The sequence below is a fragment of the Vibrio cionasavignyae genome (genome assembly GCF_050337155.1).
GTDB classification, from domain to species: domain Bacteria; phylum Pseudomonadota; class Gammaproteobacteria; order Enterobacterales; family Vibrionaceae; genus Vibrio; species Vibrio nomapromontoriensis.
In genome coordinates, this window is sequence record NZ_JAKJSR010000014.1 from 25,334 (window position 1) to 43,838 (window position 18,505).

An 18,505-nucleotide genomic window follows, 5' to 3' on the forward strand; every position below is an offset into this window, starting at 1 on the left:
ATCTAGGGGTGTTAATAACGGGAGCGAAGCTCATTAAGCGTTAGCGACTTGCGGCGTTTGCGCGCGGCGCTTCAAGAACGCGTAAGTAAAGCCTGTTACCGCCGTACCAGCGGCGATAGCAACTAAATACATCAGTACTGGTGAAATTGCACCTGGAATAAGTAGTACGAACAGACCACCGTGTGGTGCCATCAGTTTTGCGCCTACTAGCATAGATAGTGCACCCGTTAGCGCGCCACCAGCCATACATGAAGGGATAACACGCATTGGATCTTTCGCTGCAAATGGAATCGCACCTTCAGAAATAAAGCACATGCCTAATACGAAAGACGCTTTGCCTGCTTCGCGTTCACCAGCCTCAAACTTATCTTTTGCAAGGAAAGTCGCAAGACCCATACCCAGTGCCGGAACCATACCCGCGGCCATGATAGCAGCCATAGGAGCATAAGTTTGAGAAGCCAATAGACCAACACCAAACGTATATGCCGCTTTGTTGACTGGACCACCGAGGTCGAAACACATCATACAGCCCAAAATAACACCTAGCAGAACTGCATTCGCAGACCCCATATTATTTAGGAAATCCGTCATTGCAGACATAATGCCAGCCACAGGGCCGCCCACGATGTATACCATTACAAGACCAGTAAACAAGCTCGCAATAAACGGAATGATCAAAATTGGTTTGAGCGCTTCCATTGATTGTGGCAACTGGACTTTATCGGCAATAAGCTTGGCTGAATAACCCGCTAGGAAACCCGCCACGATACCACCTAAGAAGCCAGCACCAGTCGAGCTTGCCAGCATGCCGCCAATTAGACCGGGTGCAAGACCTGGACGGTCAGCAATGGAAAAGGCAATGAAACCAGCAAGAACAGGAATCATTAGTGCAAACGCACTGCCACCACCTATGGTCATAAGCGCTGCTGGCAACGTGCCTTCTTCTTTAAATGCTTCAATACCAAATACGAACGAAAGAGCGATAATCAAACCACCAGCAACCACGACAGGAAGCATGTGTGATACACCGGTCATTAGGTGCTTATAAACGCCTTTTTTCTCTTCTGTTGCTGGTGTTTGGTTGTTTCCACCTGCGTGAGCATAAGGAGTGGCCTCAGAAAATGCCTTGTTGATCTCTTGTTCGGTTTTTTTCAATGCAAGACTCGTGCTGGTCTTGTACATGTTTTTACCGTTAAAACGATCCAGAGGAACTTCGATGTCGGCGGCGATGATAACAAGATCAGCATCGGCGATATCTTGATCGCTAAGTTGATTTTTAGCGCCCACTGAACCGCGAGTTTCCACTTTAATCTGATGACCAAGGCGTTTCGCTTCGTTTTCCAGTGCTTCTGCTGCCATAAAAGTATGCGCGACACCAGTTGGGCATGCTGTGATAGCGACAATCTTTTTCGTGGTAGATAGACTCTCGGTATTCACAGGCTCGGTAGACGAAATGCTGAGTGCGGCTTCTTGGTTTAATAGTTGAGCATCACTGATCGCTTTGCTTAAAAACGCTTTAGGGTCACTCGTGCACTCAGAAATACTGGCTTGATAAACACGTTTACCAATTAGACGCTGGGTATCAACGGGCGCGTTTGCTGCAATGATAATAGCGTCAGACTCTGCGATTTGTGCCTCAGTTAATACTTGAGTCTCAACAACACTAGAGTGGCATTCAACGCGGGCATCATGGCCGAGTGCCTTGGCTGCCTGATCAAGTAATCCGGCGGCAATAATGCTGTTTGCTACCCCGCTAGGGCAGGCGGTAATAATTGAAATTTTCATAGATTCGACCTTTATGTCCATTTTGTCGTGTTAAATCAGAGTCATCAATACGGATGATTAACGATTTAACGCTTGTGACTGTATTTGTTTTTGTAGGGATACAACGTCTTCTTTACTTGGTACGCCAACGCCAACCTGACCAACGGCCAGAGCGGAAAGCGCAGTAGCAAAGGAGAGTAATTCTAGTTTTGGCATTGCTTGCATGTGGCCCCAACACAGACCAGCAACCAAGGTGTCACCAGCTCCCACGGTGCTAACGACATGCATTTTTGGTGGCTTGGCTTGAAGCCATTTATTGTCGTTTAACCACAGAACACCTTCCGCGCCCATGGAGACAACGATGTTATCTATGCCTTTATCAGAAAGCGTTTCTGCCGCTTCCAAGCATTGTTCTTGAGTACTGAGTTCACGACCAACGAATTGGGAGAGCTCCTCATCATTTGGTTTTATTAACCATGGCTTCGCATCTAAACCCTGGGTCAGTGCATCGCGGCTGCTATCAAACAGAACGCGTTTGCCATTACTTTGTAGTTTTTCAATCCATTGCGCACACTGCTTGGCGCTAATACCGCGTGGTAAGCTACCGGCAAAGACGAAGTAGTCATGGCTATGCATGAGTTTTTCGAGTGTTGCCTCAAACTGAGTGATGGCTTGCGCGTCAACCTCAACACCTGGGAAATTAATGTCACTGACTTCGCCACTGTTTTCAACCAGCTTGACGTTGATACGCGTTGAGCCAGAAACACGAATGAATTCGTCTTTAGCGTTTAACTCCGTAAAGAGTTGGCAAAAAAGCTCTTGATTGTCGGTGCCTAGAAAGCCTGTTACCGTAACGTCTGCGCCTAAGTCGGATAATACTTTAGCAACGTTAACGCCTTTGCCGGCCGCATGCAGTGAACCCGTATTGACTAAGCTCACCGAACCTTGATTGAGCTTATCTAAGCTGCCTGTAAGATCCAAAGCAGGATTGAGGGTAATAGTGACGACTTTATTCGTCACGGATGCATTTAATTGAGTCGTCATCATCAATCCTTACCCTTCACCAAGACCAGAAGCGATAGCTTTACCAATGGCGTCTAGCGCTTGCTCGGCATCGACGCCATCGGCGCTAAATTGCAATTCATGACCGTGTTTCACGCCAAGAGCAATGACTTTCATTAGGCTCTTCGCGTTAACCGCCTTGCCTTCGCCGTTTAGGTTAGATACTTGAATGGTGGCTTCAAATTTTTTCGCTTCAGCCACCAGCATGGCGCCAGGACGAGCATGCAGGCCATGAGCGTTTTTAATTTTGAATACAGCAACATTGCCACTGTCATTTGCAACGACCGGGGCTTGCTCACCAGTGAAGAAAGCGAGCAGTTGTTCGGTAGAAAGTGACAGCAGTTTGCTTTGCTCTTGCTTAAACACAAGGTCAGTAACTTTATTGAGCATTGCTTCGTGAGCGTTGTTACATGCAGCGAATGCAATAAGCGCTTGCACAGGTGTACCGTCAAGCTCGCACTGGTTAATGGTTGAGACAAAGGCCATTCCCGTGCGAGTGACGGCTTTGTCGCTACTGACTAGCCATAGTCCTTTGCCAAGATGAGTGGGGGACTTTGTCACAAGATCTGCAACGAACTCGGCGCCGGTACCACCTGTGTTTTTAAGTAAACCACCCGCGACAGCCGCCATTTGGAGCATATCACTTGCTGGGAAGTTGAGCTGAATCAAAGAGGCATCGAAATCGGCTTCAAGTTGAACATCACCATTCAACAGCGCAATGATTTCTTGTTCTGTTTTCGCTTGCTTAAGTTTTTTCTCAACGCCATCAGCAGAAAGCACTTTGGTTAGTTGTTTTAAAATACCTAAGTGTTCGTCTGATTTAGCGGCGATACCTATCGCGACGTAAGCGATATTACCGTTACCCCAGTCGACACCATTCGGAAAGTGATGAATCGCCACGCCGGTGGTTTGAACAAGATCACGGGTATCAGTAGTGCCGTGAGGAATCGCGATACCATTGCCTAGAAACGTTGAGTTTTGGCCTTCGCGATTAAGCATGCCGTCGACATAACCTTCTTGAACGAGCCCTTTTGCAGTCAGGTCTGCTGCGATCACTTTAATGGCGCTGAGTTTGTCGTCTGACGATTGATTAAGTTTGATGTTGTCGCTGTTTAATTGAAGCATGTTAGCTTACCCACGTTATTCTTGTTTTTGAACCGACTAAGTTAATCACTCACGTGAAACTGAATCGATTCAGCAAAATTTTAAAAAAATTCAGCAAACCATTTTTTGTGTATTGGCTTTGCTGTAGCGAGGTCCTATAGGTGATCTATCACTATAAATATAGGCCAGTTTTCAAAAGTGTGAACTTTGCTGAATCCTTTCAGCTTTTATACTGAACCGATTCAGCATATAATTCAACTTGTCAGTATGGTTGGAATTCATTTATATGATCCATCGCACAGAAAGGATCGAGATATGACTTTGGATGAAATAGCAAAGCTTGCTGGGGTGTCAAAGACCACGGCGAGTTATGTGATTAACGGTAAAGCACAGAAATATCGAATTTCTGAAAAAACCCAAAAAAAAGTGATGACGGTGGTCGACGCTCACAATTATCGCCCCGATCACGCAGCATCGTCGCTGCGGGCAGGGCATAGCCGCTCGTTTGGTCTTATTATTCCGGATCTGGAAAACTCAAGTTACGCTCGGATAGCCAAGCTCCTTGAACAAAACTCTCGTAAGGCGGGATTTCAAATTTTAATCGGTTGCTCCGATGATGATCCAGAAACAGAAAAGCGCGTAGCAGAGGCTCTAATCTCTAGGCGCATTGATGCGCTATTTGTTGCCAGTACGATTACAGAAGCCAGCGATTATTACCTACCTATTCAACAAAAGGGGACGCCGGTTATTGCGATAGACCGTTCTTTGGATGATGAGCATTTTAGTTGCGTGATCAGTGAAGATTTTGGCGCGGCATTTAATTTGACATCTTCGGTATTAGATGAAGAGACCAAGAGCATCGGTTTGATTGGGGCCTTGCCTTCGCTCAATATCTCACGCGAGCGGCAACTCGGCTTTGAGGCCGCAGCAAAGTTAGTCACAACGCAGTCTATGGTGGTTTATGGTGAGCACTTTAACCGAGAGGAGGGTAAACGGTTATTAGAGCTGTGGCTTGATACAGACCAGTTACCAGACTCCATTGTGACGATGTCGTATACCTTGTTAGAAGGTGTCTTAGACGTTTTCTTAGAAAAGCCTGAACTGATGGGAAAAGTGAAGCTAGCAACCTTTGGTGATAACAGACTGTTGGACTTCCTTCCTTTTAAGGTTAATTCATCCCCTCAACAATTTGACCTTATTTGCGATAGTGCGATGGAATTAGCGTTGAACGCCGCGGCTAAACGATACAACCCTGGCATTGAATTGATTCCAAGAAATATGACCATTCGCCACACTGAGGATTAGTTGCGATTCTTTGAACTCGACTCAGGTTTATTTAGCAGGATTCAGCTAAGAAGACGAAGGTATGTGGTAGAGAAGATGGAGCTGTAAAGCGTAGCGGTGTGATTAACCGCTACGTTGTTTTCAATCAATGACTTTTCATCAATTACTGCTGAGCGCAGTTAATGTCACCTAAAGCGGTACAAATTTCTTTTTCGTGTTGCGCATCAGCTTCCATTTTGTTGCCAATTTCTTGGTTATTACGATTTTCATTGGGTGCTGCACATCCCGCTAAAATAGCTGCTAACCCTAATGCACATACCACTGCGAATTTAGAACGCATAACGAACTCCTTGTTAATTATTTTTACATAAACTTATCATCTTTGTTTAGGTGGTTATAGTGATTAATTATATAGAAGCTACGATTGCTCATTAATTGGCTGAATTCTAGGGTAGATATCACAAGGTGGCAGAATTTTCACACAACAACGATACCAGCCGATAAGGTAAAATTGTTTAACCTTGCGCTATTTTTCATGTTGGCTTGCTCTCTAATTTAACGTTTCCCTTTTCCTATTGGTAAAGAATTCGCTATGTTGTGACGTAACTGAGAATAATATGAGAATCCACAACCTCCATGTCAGCTCAAAAAGCCACCATTTATGATGTTGCCAAACGCGCTGGCGTATCGGCAAGCACCGTTTCACGTTATTTAAATCGCACAACATTCATCGCTAAACAAAAAGTAGATGCAATTGAGTTGGCTATATTTGAAACGGGTTTCAAGCATAAACCTCGTAAAGATGAGTCAGATACGAAAAGGAATATGACGATAGGAGTGATTGCTCCGTCGTTTGATGCACCTTATGTCAGCCGAATTCTATGTGGCATGGATGAACAAATGCATAGCCACAGTTATGACCTTATTATCGAGACGACTAATTGGGATATCGCTAGAGAACGCAATGAACTTAACGATTTGGTTCATCGTCCAGTCGACGGTGTGATCATTATTGGTGGTGAGTTGGCCGAGAGTGAAATTGCCCATATCACCGGAGACATGCCAGCACTCTTGATGTGCCGTAATGGTTCGGGATTATTGCCTATGATTAATGTTGATAATGAAATTGGCGCGTATCTCGCTACGAATCATTTGTTACAACTCGGGCATACTCAAATATTTCATGCCATGGGAGCGAGAGGAAACATCGAAACAGAGCAGCGATTGGCAGGATTTAAAAGAGCAATGACTGCAGCCGGGCTACCGAGTGGTGAGCCTACTTGGATTTCGGCTAACTTTGAAGCAGATGAAGCGTGTCAGAGAACAATGGAAAAAATTGAATCAGGCGCCGAGTTTACAGCGGTGTTTGCGGCGAATGACTTGTCGGCGTTTGGTGTCATTCAAGCCTTGCATAGAAAGGGGTTACGTGTGCCCGACGATGTGTCAGTTGTGGGCTTTGATGATCTGCCAATTGGGGAGTTCTATATCCCCAGGTTGTCGACCATGCGTCAACCTTTTGCGCAGATGGGGGAGATTGCTATTCGAACTATATTGGATCTCATCAGTGGTAATGAGCCGGATTATGATATTCCGCCAGTGTCTATTGTGGTCAGAGATAGCACCAGTCATATTGCGCTTCGTTGAACGTACGCCAAGCTAATTTTCTTGTGGAAGCTGGCGCGTAAATGTTAACCGTATGAAAGTGCTTCTTAAAGGTTTGATGGTAAGTTTCACGGTAACTCATTGTTAATCAATGAGATAATGCTAGGCCTCTATATAAGTTTCATGATGCCTGACGGTATTGTGGATTGTTTCCGAGTTTTGTTACCTGCCCTTAGAGGGGATTATTCCTTGTGACTTAGGTCACGAATGAGTCGCTCGTTCGCTTATATCATCGCTGAAGTTATGAATTCAGTACTTAGTCATCTCTAACGCCTCTGCGAGAGTGGGTACTGACGTCTTATTCCTACCTCTGTAGCAAACCTTTAGGATATTCCGATGACAACAATCACGCCTTATTTTCCAGAATGGCCTCGCATCAACTCTTCGATTAAAAAAGATCCTGCCGTTGAGCAGGAAGTTGCTCGTATTGTTGCTTTGATGACGGTAGAAGAAAAGCTTGGCCAGATGATACAGCCTGATCTAAGGGGCGTCACACCTGAAGAAGCAAAACAGTATAAGCTTGGCTCTATCTTAAACGGTGGTGGCGCGTGGCCGAATGAGAATAAGCGCTCTCTAGCGCAACATTGGGCAGATAAAGCCGATGAGTTTTGGCATGCAACCGAAGAAGCCTTCGCAGATCGGCCATTTCGTATTCCGTTTATGTGGGCAACAGATGCCGTGCACGGTCATAATAATGTGTATAGCGCGACGGTGTTTCCCCACAATATTGGGCTTGGCGCGGCGCGAGATCCTGAACTCATTCGTCGAATCGGAAAAATTACCGCGTTGGAAGTCGCTGCGACTGGCCTAGACTGGACATTTGCGCCGACAGTCGCGACACCACGCGATCTCCGTTGGGGTAGGGTATACGAAGGATACTCTGAAGATCCTGAGATCACTTACGCTTACGCGTCGCAAATGGTGATTGGTTTGCAAGGTGACCAGAATGAGCTGAAAAGTGAGTATAAAGTCATTTCCAATGTTAAACACTGGGTAGGGGACGGTGGAACTCTGACTGGCGTTGATCGTGGGGTGAATGCCTATTGCGAAGATCAGTTACGTAATATCCATGCCATGGGCTATTTCAGTGGCTTAGAGGCAGGGGCGCAGGTGGTTATGTCGTCGTTTAATACTTGGGAAAATCCCGCCAACTATGATCATTCGCCACAGAGTGATATCACCGGTGAGGGCAACGGATACAACTATAAGATCCATGGCAGTAAGTATCTTTTAAACGATGTACTCAAAGACAAAATGGGCTTTGATGGGTTGATTGTGACCGACTGGCATGGTCATGCTGAAATTAACAAATGCACCGATGGTAATGCCACTTACGCTATCAATGCAGGTAATGACATTTTAATGGTACCAGTTCATGAACACTGGATTGAAGTATATCGCACTGCGTTAGCGGATATTCACTCTGGTGTTATCCCAATCGCACGTATTGATGACGCAGTAACGCGAATTCTGCGCGTAAAAATGAGAGCGGGATTATGGACAAAGCCTGCACCCACTCAGCGAGTCCTTGCTGGTAATCAAAGTTTGTTGGGTGCACAGGCACACCGTGAGGTTGCTCGTGAAGCGGTACGAAAATCGTTAGTGTTATTAAAAAACAACAATCAAATACTGCCGCTGAGCAAGAATCAGAAAGTACTAGTAACAGGCAGTGCCGCCGATGATCTTCAAAAACAATCGGGTGGCTGGAATCTGACTTGGCAAGGTGACGAAAATACATTGGAGGACTTTCCCGGTGCGACGACACTGAAAATGGCGTTAGTGGCTGAACTTGGAGAGAGCAATGTTAATTTTGACCCAGAGCTGAAAGAAGATGTGCAGCCGGGTGATGTCGCGATTGTGGTTATTGGCGAAGATCCCTATGCGGAAATGATGGGCGATATTAAAGCCTGGCAAACGCTAGAATTTTCCCAGTTGAAGCGCAGTTATCGTAGAGATGTTGAGAAAATACATCGCTTGCATGCGGCGGGTGCCAAGATCATTACCGTGTTTTACAGTGGTCGTCCTTTATATCTTAATAAAGAAATCGCCATGTCTGATGCATTTGTTGCCGCTTGGCTTCCGGGCAGTGAAGGTAAGGGCATTACCGATGTCTTAGTAGGAGATGAAGAGAAGCGCCGACGTTATGACTTCCAAGGTAAGCTGTCTTATAGCTGGCCGAATAAAAAGTTGAGTGCGACCGTGAATCGTATCCCTCAGCACATTCCTAATTACCAAGTTTCACAGTATGAACAAGATCCTAATGGGGAGCATGCTCCGCTGTTTGAGTATGGATACGGATTGAATTATTCCTCGCGATTGCAGCAGCGCGATCTGGATCAGCTTGATCGCGATGACAGCGACCATTTCATTGAGGGAAATGTGCGTCCGGCAATAGAGCTGTATGGTGTTCGTTCAACGATTGGTGATTTTCAGTTACTTGTCGCCCAAGCGCAAGGTGGAAACCGAGTTGAAGTGTCTCGGAATAACGCAATGAACTTTGTATCGATTGAGACTAAACCCTATAACTATCAACAGCAGCAAGACGCGGTGAGTTTGGTATTTAAAGAGGCTGGCGCGTCGGTATGCATTGCAACAACGGATGGGGATACGGAAGACTTTAGCTGCTTTGCGCATCCAAAAGGCGGTTTGAGTTTTGAGGTTAAGGTGACCGAGTGTCCAACAGGTAGCGTGTATGTAGCAGTGCAAGATCGACAAGAACAAAGCTTAGCTGCGAGTGTTGTGAAAATTGATATTACGGAGCAACTGCAAACGGTTGATGAGTTTGTGACCGTCACAGTTTCAAGCGAAGAATTTACTAATAATGGGGTGGATTTAAGCCAACTTGATACGCCATTTATGTTATTAGCCGACACACGATTTTCGATGGTATTAGCGAACATCCGCTGGTGGAATGCGCCTTAGTTTGTTGAAAATGCACTCAGTCTATTAAAAGCGATATTTGATTAAGAGAGATAGCCTATTAGGTTAGCTGGGCCGATGAAAAAAGAGGGGATTCATTGAGAATCCCCCCCTTTTGATCTGACTTGTTGATGAATGCGAGCTATCGATTGTAATGACCAGAGCTAGATTCCAATCATCCGACGTAGATCCGAATATGTCGTTTTAATCGCCAACAGTAGGCTTTGACGCCAATACATACAGTAATTCAAGAGCAATGGTTGCGCCTGCCAATGCGGTAAGATCGCTTTGGTCATACGGAGGCGATACTTCAACCACATCCATGCCAACCACGTTCATACCTGCCAAACCACGGATGATTTTTAGTACTTTATCAGAGTTAAGACCGCCACAAACCGGGGTACCGGTACCTGGAGCAAACGCTGGATCTAAGCAGTCGATATCAAATGTAATATAGACAGGTTTATCGCCTGTTGTTGCTTTGATTTGAGCAACAATTTCGTCGACACTCATATCATTGGCTTGCATAGCATTAATGACATTAAAGCCATGATCGTCGTAGTCATATTCGGTGCGAATACCGACTTGCACCGAGTGCTTTGCAGAAATCAGCCCTTCTTTGGGCGCATGATAAAACATCGTCCCATGATCGTAGCTGCTGCCATTGGCATAGGTATCGGTGTGCGCATCAAAATGAATCAATGCCATTTCACCGTGATGCTTCGCGTAAGCACGTAAAATTGGCAGCGTAATAAAGTGATCACCGCCAAGTGCGAGCATGGTTTTACCATTTTTTAAAATGTCGCTTGTCGCGGCTTCTAAACGATAAGTAAAATCTTCAGCGTCACCACAATCAAAAACTAGATCACCTGAGTCGATGACTTTGAGTTTATCAAATACGTTGAATGTCCAAGGGAATTTTTTGCCTTCCCACGCAAGATTGACAGATGCACGACGGATAGCATCTGGGCCTAAACGCGCACCTGGACGGCCAGAGGTCGCCATGTCTAGCGGTACACCTAGAACCACTACATCGGCGTCGGTTCCAATCGGGTTTCTCACGTAAGGACGGCGGACAAATGTCATCGCATTCGAATACAGAGAATAATCAGTTTTTGTAAACAAATCATTCATTTATAAATCCTCTAGATAGGTATAACCGGTTAGGCCATACTCTAACTCTTCTAAAATAAGTGCTTGCTCGTCAGCATTAATATGACGCTCAACCAGTTCTCTATAGTTACTACGAATTGCATCAACGTCAATGTGCACATAACGCATCATGTCTTCCACCGTATCACCAAGATCGATGGTCGCGAAATCAATATCACCACTATCTGTGACATTCACCACTGCACTGTGTGTATCACCAAATAAATTGTGCATGTCGCCCAAAATTTCTTGGTAAGCGCCAACAAGGAAGAAGCCCATTAAGTAGGGTTGATCCTTGTTCCATGCAGGAACTGGTAATGTGGATTCAATACCTTGCCCATCTACATACTGCTCAATGGTACCGTCTGAATCACAAGTAATATCAAGCATAATGGCTCGAGTTTGGTCTTCTCTGTCTAATCCAGATAATGGAAGAACAGGGAAGACTTGCTCAATACCCCATGCATCGGGTAACGATTGGAACAGCGAGAAATTCACAAAGAACTTATCGGCCAATCGCTCGTTCAATTCGTCAAGAATTGGACGGTGGAAACGGTTTTTGTTGTCCATTTGACGATGTAATTCGCCATAAATGGTTAAGCTCAATTGCTCTACCCATGCTCTTTGGTGCAAATCCACCACACCTGTTGCGAACAGGGTTTGAGCTTCTGATAGATCGCTTTGCGTATCGTTATAAATTTCGATCAACGCACGAGCATCGGTTCCCGATTTTAGGTTTTGCCAGTTCTGCCACATGTTTTGCAGTAAAATCGGCGCTTCCTCAGACGGCGCATCCACTTGCTCGCTGGCATAGCTTTCAGTACCAATAACATTGGTGATAAGCACAGCGTGATGCGCGGTTAATGAACGGCCAGATTCTGAAATGATCACCGGCGCTTTTTCGTCATACAGCGCACAGACGTCACCTACCGTACTAACAATGTTACGAGCATATTCAGCCAGCCCGTAGTTCATAGAGCTGCTTGATTGGCTGCGAGTACCATCGTAATCAACCGCTAGGCCGCCACCTACATCAAAGTAGGCAATCGGCACAGACATTTTGCGCAACTCGCAGTAAAAGCGAGCCGATTCGTTCACACCATTACGTACGTCACGAATATTCGCCATTTGCGAGCCCAAGTGGAAATGCACAAGTTGCAGCATATCCAATTGATCTTCTTGCTTTAGGCGCTCAACGACTTGTAGCACTTGCGAAGCGGACAAACCAAATTTAGATTTATCACCACCGCTTGATTGCCATTTTCCTGCACCTTGAGACGCTAAGCGAATACGTAAGCCAATGCGTGGCTTAACATTGAGGCTACGAGCCTCTCTTAATACCGTATCAAGCTCTGACAGCTTTTCTAACACGATAAAGACTTTGTGCCCTAGCTTCTCACCAATGAGTGCCAAACGAATGTACTCACGGTCTTTATAGCCGTTACAGACGATGACAGAGCTTGCACGTTGCGCCATTGCAAGCACGGCAAGTAGTTCGGGTTTGCTGCCGGCTTCTAGGCCGAGCTGCTTAGTTTCTGCTTCAGCTTGGCTTGCTAGGATTTGTTCAACCACATCTTTTTGTTGGTTTACTTTAATTGGGTAAACCAGCAAGTAATCATTTTGATAACCGTAATCATTAATTGCTTGGTTAAAAGCGTCACAGATACCGTGGACACGTTGGTGAATAATTTGCGGAAAGCGCACCAACGCCGGAAGTGTGAGACCTTTATCTTCCAAAGCCTGAGCGATACGAGTTAAGGGAATAGGATGTTGAGCATCTTGACGTGGTGAGACGTAAACGTCGCCATCATCATTGATACCGAAGAAGTTTTGGCTCCAATGTTGCACATTGTAGTTAGCACGAACATGGTCAAGTTTGGAAGTGTTAGTCACGGCTTATATTACCAAAGCAATAGGTTTTACTAATCTTTCTCGATTGGATAATGAATATTAGCGTTAACCTGAAAAATTACACCCCGTGATTGTCGTCCTTGATGGTCACGAAACACCTCTTAGCAGGGCAAAGTTGTGGAGAAAACGCCCTCTAGAGTCGGACGCATTAACGGATAAAAAGGCGCCTGAGTCTAATGAAAGATTTTTATCGATTCGATAGAGAATTATTGTCGTGAGAGGGGGCTGGTATGTCCTTGATTATGCGTTGGTTGATGAGGTCTTTGAACGTCTGATATGGGGGGCTTCCAAACGGTGGAAGTTGGAGAGGGCAAACGAGCGTAATTGGCTAACCACTTGTTTTTAATGGGTTAGTGGTTGTTTTGCTAACGAGCGGGTATAAAAAAGGCCTCGATTACTCGAAGCCTAGAAATTTTTAGCGCGCTGTTATTGAGGAACAACGTTAGTCGCTTGTGGGCCTTTTTGACCTTGTTCAACTTCGAAAGTGACCGCTTGGCCTTCTTTTAGAGTTTTGAATCCGTCACCAGAAATAGCACGGAAGTGAACGAATACGTCTGCTCCGCCATTTTCTTGCTCGATGAATCCGTAACCCTTTTCTTCATTGAACCATTTTACTTTGCCAGTACTTGTGTTAGACATTTTTTGTCCCTTACCTTTCAGATTAAAACGCTCGCCTTGCGGCTGTCTTGCTTAGTGGTTCTGTTTATTTAATCGAGGCGTAAATGGATAAAACGAATGACAAATACTCGCATATGGAACTATCTGACAATACAACTCGCACTCTTTTTACTCTTACGTTAAATAACTCTGAACACCAGAGCAAAATTAGTTTAGCACAGCAATTGGGCGATTAAATGAAATTCTCATGACGACGAGCACAAAACAGGGCAACAATTATACAATTGTTGCCCTGGGTAGAAGCCGATATGAAGGGGGATGTCCTTCGGGCTAGCGCTTAAATGTGACGTCTTCAACCGCATCTAAGTGAATCTGCGTTTGTGCAGGTTTCGTTGTGGCAATAATCTCACCCTTGCGGATTGAGTAACTGACCGGTACTTGGCGTCGAACTGCATCAAATCCATTGTCGGCAGGCAGAAGCAATAAGCTTCCGTCTTTACCCAAGTCTAATCCATGCGTGGCCTGGATATTGAGGGTCTTAGCTGAATTGGTACTGATCAAATCCAACGATTGATTGATTTGATCATAACCCATGACTTGGCAGACATGCAGGCCCATGTGCAGTACTTGTAGCATGTTTGCTGTACCTAATGGATACCAAGGGTCAAAGACATCATCATGACCAAAGCAGACGTTAATATCAGCAGCAAGCATTTCTTTTACGCGTGTGACACCACGACGTTTCGGGTAGTCATCAAAACGACCTTGCAGGTGAATGTTCACCAACGGGTTAGCAACAAAGCTGATACCCGACATTTTTAAAAGACGGAATAGGCGTGAAGCATACGCACCATTGTATGAATGCATGGCTGTGGTGTGGCTGGCTGTGACCTTGTCACCCATTTCATATTTGTGTGCCAGTGCCGCGAGTGTTTCAACAAAGCGTGACTGCTCGTCGTCAATCTCATCACAGTGGACGTCAATCAAGCAATTGTACTTGTTGGCAAGCTCAAATACGTAGTGCAGTGATTCGATACCGTATTCGCGCGTGAATTCGAAGTGTGGAATCGCACCAATCACATCTGCGCCAAGCTGAACCGCTTGTTCGAGTAGTGCTTTACCGTTGGGATAAGACAAAATGCCTTCTTGTGGGAACGCAACGATTTGAATGTCGACCCACGGTTTCATTTCTTCGCGTACTTCCACCATAGCTTTAAGCGCAATGAGTGTTGGATCAGAGACATCAACGTGGGTACGAACATGTTGGACACCATTGGCGATTTGCCATTTTAGCGTCTGCTTAGCGCGCTTTTTAACGTCTTCAATAGACAGTAATGCTTTACGCTCTGACCAGCGCTCAATGCCTTCAAATAGTGTTCCAGAAATGTTCCAACTCGGCTCTCCAGCCGTTTGCGTGGTATCTAAATGGATATGAGGTTCACAAAATGGTGCGACGGCCATGTGTCCGTCAGCATTGATGACGCGATCAGCCTGCATTGGTTGTGAGCCTGCGGCCTCGATTGCCGTGAACACGCCGTTTTCAACAAGAATGTCAAAGCGACCTTCTCGTTGATCAATCGCGGTATTTTGAATGAGTAGAGATGACATAACTGGCACTTCCTAATTATTGAGTATCAGCGCTAGCAAGTGCTGCACTGTTTTTATTGAGCATTGGGTTTAATACAAGATAGCTCAAAGCACCACCGAGTACGGCATTCACTGGAACCACACCTGGTAAGAAGTGTCCTGCCGCTACACCCAACGCGACCGCAATAATACCTGCCCAGTTCACCGTTTGGAATTGAGTAGTTTCAAAATGCTGATACTTTTTACGATTCGCAATGAAATCCGCAATGATAACGCCGCCGATAGGAGGAATCGCAATGGATAGGAACGTCAACCAACCAACAAAGTTGTTGTATAACCACAGTGCGCAGAGTGTGCCTACGACACCGTTAGCCATAGAGATGTATTTGCTTGGCAGTCCCGTTACATTGGAGAAACCTAAACCAGACGCGTAAAGCGCGTTATCGTTGGTGGTCCAAATGTTCAAACCAAGCACAATGATAGCAGGCAGTAGTAAGCCCTGTGCAATCATCACTTCAGAAATATCAGATTGACCCGTTACTGCCGCACCAGCTGCGCCGAAGATAAACATCAGTGAGTTACCAATAAAAAAGGCCGTCATGGTAATAAACACCGCGCCTTTTGGTTTCTTACCAAAACGAACGAAATCGGCAGTGAGCGTACCTGCGCTGACAAAGGAACCAACGACCATCGCAAGTGCGACTGAAAAGTCTATGGGTTCGGATGGTTGTATTTTTTGTAGCTCGGCGACACCGCCAACGCTATCAACCGCTGTGAATACAGAGTAACCACCGAGTATAGCAATAGCAGGCACCGCGATAGTAGAAAGTACCATCAAGGCAGAAATGCCAAAGTAAACAGTCGCCGTCATTAGTAGGCCACTGACGATAATTAGCGTATTGGTATCAATGCCTGTGGCTTTTTGTACTGGAATAGCAAACATCGCCACGCCAACACCAAACCAGCCTACTTGAGTGCCGCCAAGTAAAATTGATGGAAGCCATGAGCCTTTAGAACCAAAAGAGAAACGAGCAAGAAGGTGTGTAGAGAGGCCAGTAGAAGAGCCGATGTAACCAAGAAAAGAAGTATAGATGCCGAGGATTAAGTTGCCGATGAGAACCGCGAGGAAGAAGTCATTAAAAGAGAGTCCGGTACCGAGGGAACCACCTGTCCACATACTTGCGGAAAAAAATGTCAGTCCCAGCATCACCATAGTGAGTGACGCTACCCCTTTCCTAGCCGATGTGGGAACCGGTCCAAGACTGTAGTTATTATCCGCAGCCATTTTTTACCTCTCGTTAAATCAAAATACTTAAGTCAAATTCCTTACGGAATGCCTGCTTATTTCGCGCAAACGGCGTGCATTATGGAGATGTAACTTTTAGAGTCAAGTAGAGTTTTTGAGCGAAGAATACAATAAATATGGCTTTATGATGTTTTTGTTATTTAAAACAATTCATTAGTATTCTCATGAGTCATTAAAAAACTATTCAATTTGTTTACTTTATGATGTTTTTATCTAAAGCAAAGGATTGCTAGTGAGATTGAGTGGTGGAATGGTCATTTCTATTGTTATGCTTGTAGAGGCATAGGTGTGATAGGATTGATCTAGCGAGCGATTTCTATGTTGATATGTTTGAACAAGTGCGCTGATCTAACTTAACGTCATTTGTCCTAGTAACAAAAAAGGCACCTTGTTGGAACAATAAGGTGCCTGATAATACGAATGACGATTATTAGTTCAGCTTAGTCCATGCTGATGTCCAATGGCTGCCCACACCCGGTTCATACTGCGTTGCAGTGGGTGACCACTGAATACAGTAGCCTGAATATGGGAAAGGTTTACATTGATAAATCTGACCATCCGTCGCTAATACCTTCGTCCCTTCTGTGTATTGAGACAAGCTATTTGGGAAAACGAAATCGTAATCGCCAGGCTCAGTTGCATCGACTAACATGAAATCACGCGTTGTTTGATCAATCAGGTTATCATTTTCATCTTTTACGCGAGTCACAAGCATGTGATGCCCCGGCTCGGATTTAGACAATAGCAGGCTGACATTTTTTGATTCACCATCTGCTAGTGTAACCTTCTGGTTAGCAAGCGATTCTTGGCCGTGATTGTAGACGTCCATTTCAACTTTAACGTTACCCGTTGCCGAGATGACCAGTGCGAGCTCTACGGGGGAATCCGATAGAATATATTCTGGTTGTAGTCCAGAAATGTCGACACCAATCACAGGTGGAGGCGTTACGATGTCATAGCCAATTTCCACGCGCTCTAAAGCACTATTTTCAGCGACATACAGAGGGTTTGCTCCGTAAATAGGCGTGGCATTTCCCTGACTGTCCATGGAGCCCGCTTTAATATCGGTGCGATCGCTATTGATTTTAGTCGCAAGAGCATGAGCCCATTGATTAGCTTGGCCTTGGTCAGCGCTTTCAATCGTAATGCTGGTGGAAAGGTGTGGTAACTCGCCATTGTTATCAAACACACGAGTATAGACAGAATCACCAGTATTAAGATCCATTGTCGGGTTGATGCTACCAGCTGGTGTCCAACCCGGAATACCAGGGTTTTCGCCACTAAACTCGACATCAATAACATTGTAGAAAGCGGCAGCGGTATCGCCCACATCCCAGACAGCAAGAATGACTTGATAACCACTACGTTCCGGCACTTGGCATTGGTGTGACATCAGTTTAGGTGGTTTTTCCATATTACCGTTAACGACACAGAAAGGAGTCAAATCCAACGAGTCGCGAGTGAGTGCTTGATTAGGGTTCCAATCTGGCTTCGTAATATAGTATTTCCAGTCCCTAGTGACGTGGTTTGCGGTAAACGTCCATTCAAAATTTTGCATCCCAGAGGTAATAGGGCGTTTGACCCAGCGGTCAGCCGTTTGTTCGTTGAGTGGGGAAAATTGAGTGAGCCCAGCGCTAGCAATTTGCCCATCTACAGGCCCGCCTTGAGGAAAACCTTCAGGTCCTTCAATACTTTGTGGTTCCCACTGTACTGAACCACAACCCGTATTTTTTTCACCCGTGCTGGCGGGGAATTTACATAATGTCCCCCTGGCTTCCGCAATACCATTTTCAATGGCTGATACATAGCCATGGCTAAAAACCTGTGGGCTCATTGCAAGCCCGATAGCAACCACTGGTAAAAGAACTTTTGAATTCTTCATACTATTCCCTTCTCTTATAATTTTAACGGTACATCTCTTGTAAATGGTTTGGACGTACTGCTGCGCGGATTTTTACTTTCGTTACGTTCGCACGTGCAAACGTTAGGCTGTAATTTAGCGTCATAAAATAAGTGAGGCGAATGGGTTGCGTGTTTTATGGAATTAATTTCTACATTTTCGTTTTTATATCCAAAAAATCACATTGAGAAGATGATTGTTCTGAATATTTGTACTATGAATGGAATTAATGTTGA

At 45.2% G+C, this 18,505-nt stretch carries 12 protein-coding genes and 2 pseudogenes; 3 read left to right on the top strand and 11 right to left on the bottom strand.

Features of this window, described 5'->3' with window-relative positions; translation table 11 throughout:
* Positions 1–33: 33 nt before the first annotated feature.
* The 4 genes and pseudogenes from fruA to fruB all read right to left on the bottom strand — a co-directional run.
* Positions 34–1,512, bottom strand: a pseudogene (fruA, locus tag L4D74_RS10745) (PTS fructose transporter subunit IIBC); the annotation flags it as partial.
* Positions 1,491–1,785: pseudogene (locus L4D74_RS10750) on the bottom strand (PTS fructose transporter subunit IIB); the annotation flags it as partial. The pseudogenes fruA and L4D74_RS10750, both read right to left, overlap by 22 nt.
* Before the next feature lie 57 nt (positions 1,786–1,842).
* Entirely contained in the window at positions 1,843–2,784 is a 942-nt protein-coding gene (gene pfkB, locus L4D74_RS10755; RefSeq protein ID WP_428752260.1) for a 1-phosphofructokinase, read from the bottom strand.
* A gap of 33 nt (positions 2,785–2,817) precedes the next feature.
* Entirely contained in the window at positions 2,818–3,951 is a 1,134-nt protein-coding gene (gene fruB, locus L4D74_RS10760) for a fused PTS fructose transporter subunit IIA/HPr protein (RefSeq protein ID WP_428752133.1), read from the bottom strand.
* 246 nt (positions 3,952–4,197) lie between these two features.
* On the opposite strand from fruB, the gene cra reads away from it, so the two are divergent.
* Positions 4,198–5,235, top strand: a complete 1,038-nt coding sequence (gene cra, locus L4D74_RS10765; protein WP_428752261.1) for a catabolite repressor/activator — start codon at positions 4,198–4,200, stop codon at positions 5,233–5,235.
* 142 nt (positions 5,236–5,377) lie between these two features.
* Here the strand turns inward: cra and L4D74_RS10770 are convergent, their stop codons facing one another.
* On the bottom strand, positions 5,378–5,554 hold the full coding sequence (locus L4D74_RS10770; protein WP_250616083.1) for a hypothetical protein: 177 nt from the start codon (positions 5,552–5,554) through the stop codon (positions 5,378–5,380).
* Positions 5,555–5,850: 296 nt separating this feature from the next.
* Here L4D74_RS10770 and L4D74_RS10775 point away from each other — a divergent pair, with 296 nt between their 5' ends.
* Complete coding sequence (locus L4D74_RS10775) at positions 5,851–6,858, top strand: LacI family DNA-binding transcriptional regulator (RefSeq protein ID WP_428752134.1); 1,008 nt, start codon at positions 5,851–5,853, stop codon at positions 6,856–6,858.
* Between the two features lie 354 nt (positions 6,859–7,212).
* Positions 7,213–9,798, top strand: coding sequence for a glycoside hydrolase family 3 protein (locus L4D74_RS10780; protein WP_428752135.1), 2,586 nt, complete (start codon positions 7,213–7,215; stop codon positions 9,796–9,798).
* Between the two features lie 201 nt (positions 9,799–9,999).
* Here L4D74_RS10780 and speB read toward each other — a convergent pair whose 3' ends face one another.
* From speB to gbpA, 6 genes are all read right to left on the bottom strand, one after another.
* Positions 10,000–10,929, bottom strand: coding sequence for an agmatinase (gene speB / locus L4D74_RS10785; RefSeq protein WP_428752136.1), 930 nt, complete (start codon positions 10,927–10,929; stop codon positions 10,000–10,002).
* The gene (gene speA, locus L4D74_RS10790; protein ID WP_428752137.1) at positions 10,930–12,840 is read right to left on the bottom strand and encodes an arginine decarboxylase; all 1,911 of its coding nucleotides are present in this window, start codon (positions 12,838–12,840) and stop codon (positions 10,930–10,932) included.
* Between the two features lie 444 nt (positions 12,841–13,284).
* Positions 13,285–13,497 carry a transcription antiterminator/RNA stability regulator CspE gene (gene cspE / locus L4D74_RS10795; RefSeq protein ID WP_265676830.1) on the bottom strand — a complete coding sequence of 71 codons (213 nt, stop codon included), beginning with the start codon at positions 13,495–13,497 and terminating at the stop codon, positions 13,285–13,287.
* A gap of 309 nt (positions 13,498–13,806) precedes the next feature.
* On the bottom strand, positions 13,807–15,084 hold the full coding sequence (locus tag L4D74_RS10800) for a cytosine deaminase (RefSeq protein WP_265676829.1): 1,278 nt from the start codon (positions 15,082–15,084) through the stop codon (positions 13,807–13,809).
* 16 nt (positions 15,085–15,100) lie between these two features.
* Complete coding sequence (gene codB / locus L4D74_RS10805; protein WP_265676828.1) at positions 15,101–16,348, bottom strand: cytosine permease; 1,248 nt, start codon at positions 16,346–16,348, stop codon at positions 15,101–15,103.
* A 451-nt stretch (positions 16,349–16,799) separates the two neighbouring features.
* Positions 16,800–18,251 carry an N-acetylglucosamine-binding protein GbpA gene (gbpA, locus tag L4D74_RS10810; protein ID WP_265676827.1) on the bottom strand — a complete coding sequence of 484 codons (1,452 nt, stop codon included), beginning with the start codon at positions 18,249–18,251 and terminating at the stop codon, positions 16,800–16,802.
* Between the last annotated feature and the right edge of the window lie 254 nt (positions 18,252–18,505).

Bases quoted from the DNA above. Each gene is read 5' to 3' on its own strand.
- L4D74_RS10775 (WP_428752134.1), top strand. From the start codon at position 5,851: ATGTCAGCTCAAAAAGCCACCATTTATGATGTTGCCAAACGCGCTGGC.
- speB (WP_428752136.1), bottom strand. From the start codon at position 10,929: ATGAATGATTTGTTTACAAAAACTGATTATTCTCTGTATTCGAATGCG.
- gbpA (WP_265676827.1), bottom strand. From the start codon at position 18,251: ATGAAGAATTCAAAAGTTCTTTTACCAGTGGTTGCTATCGGGCTTGCA.
- cspE (WP_265676830.1), bottom strand. From the start codon at position 13,497: ATGTCTAACACAAGTACTGGCAAAGTAAAATGGTTCAATGAAGAAAAG.
- fruB (WP_428752133.1), bottom strand. From the start codon at position 3,951: ATGCTTCAATTAAACAGCGACAACATCAAACTTAATCAATCGTCAGAC.
- L4D74_RS10800 (WP_265676829.1), bottom strand. From the start codon at position 15,084: ATGTCATCTCTACTCATTCAAAATACCGCGATTGATCAACGAGAAGGT.
- codB (WP_265676828.1), bottom strand. From the start codon at position 16,348: ATGGCTGCGGATAATAACTACAGTCTTGGACCGGTTCCCACATCGGCT.
- L4D74_RS10770 (WP_250616083.1), bottom strand. From the start codon at position 5,554: ATGCGTTCTAAATTCGCAGTGGTATGTGCATTAGGGTTAGCAGCTATT.
- L4D74_RS10780 (WP_428752135.1), top strand. From the start codon at position 7,213: ATGACAACAATCACGCCTTATTTTCCAGAATGGCCTCGCATCAACTCT.
- cra (WP_428752261.1), top strand. From the start codon at position 4,198: ATGGTTGGAATTCATTTATATGATCCATCGCACAGAAAGGATCGAGAT.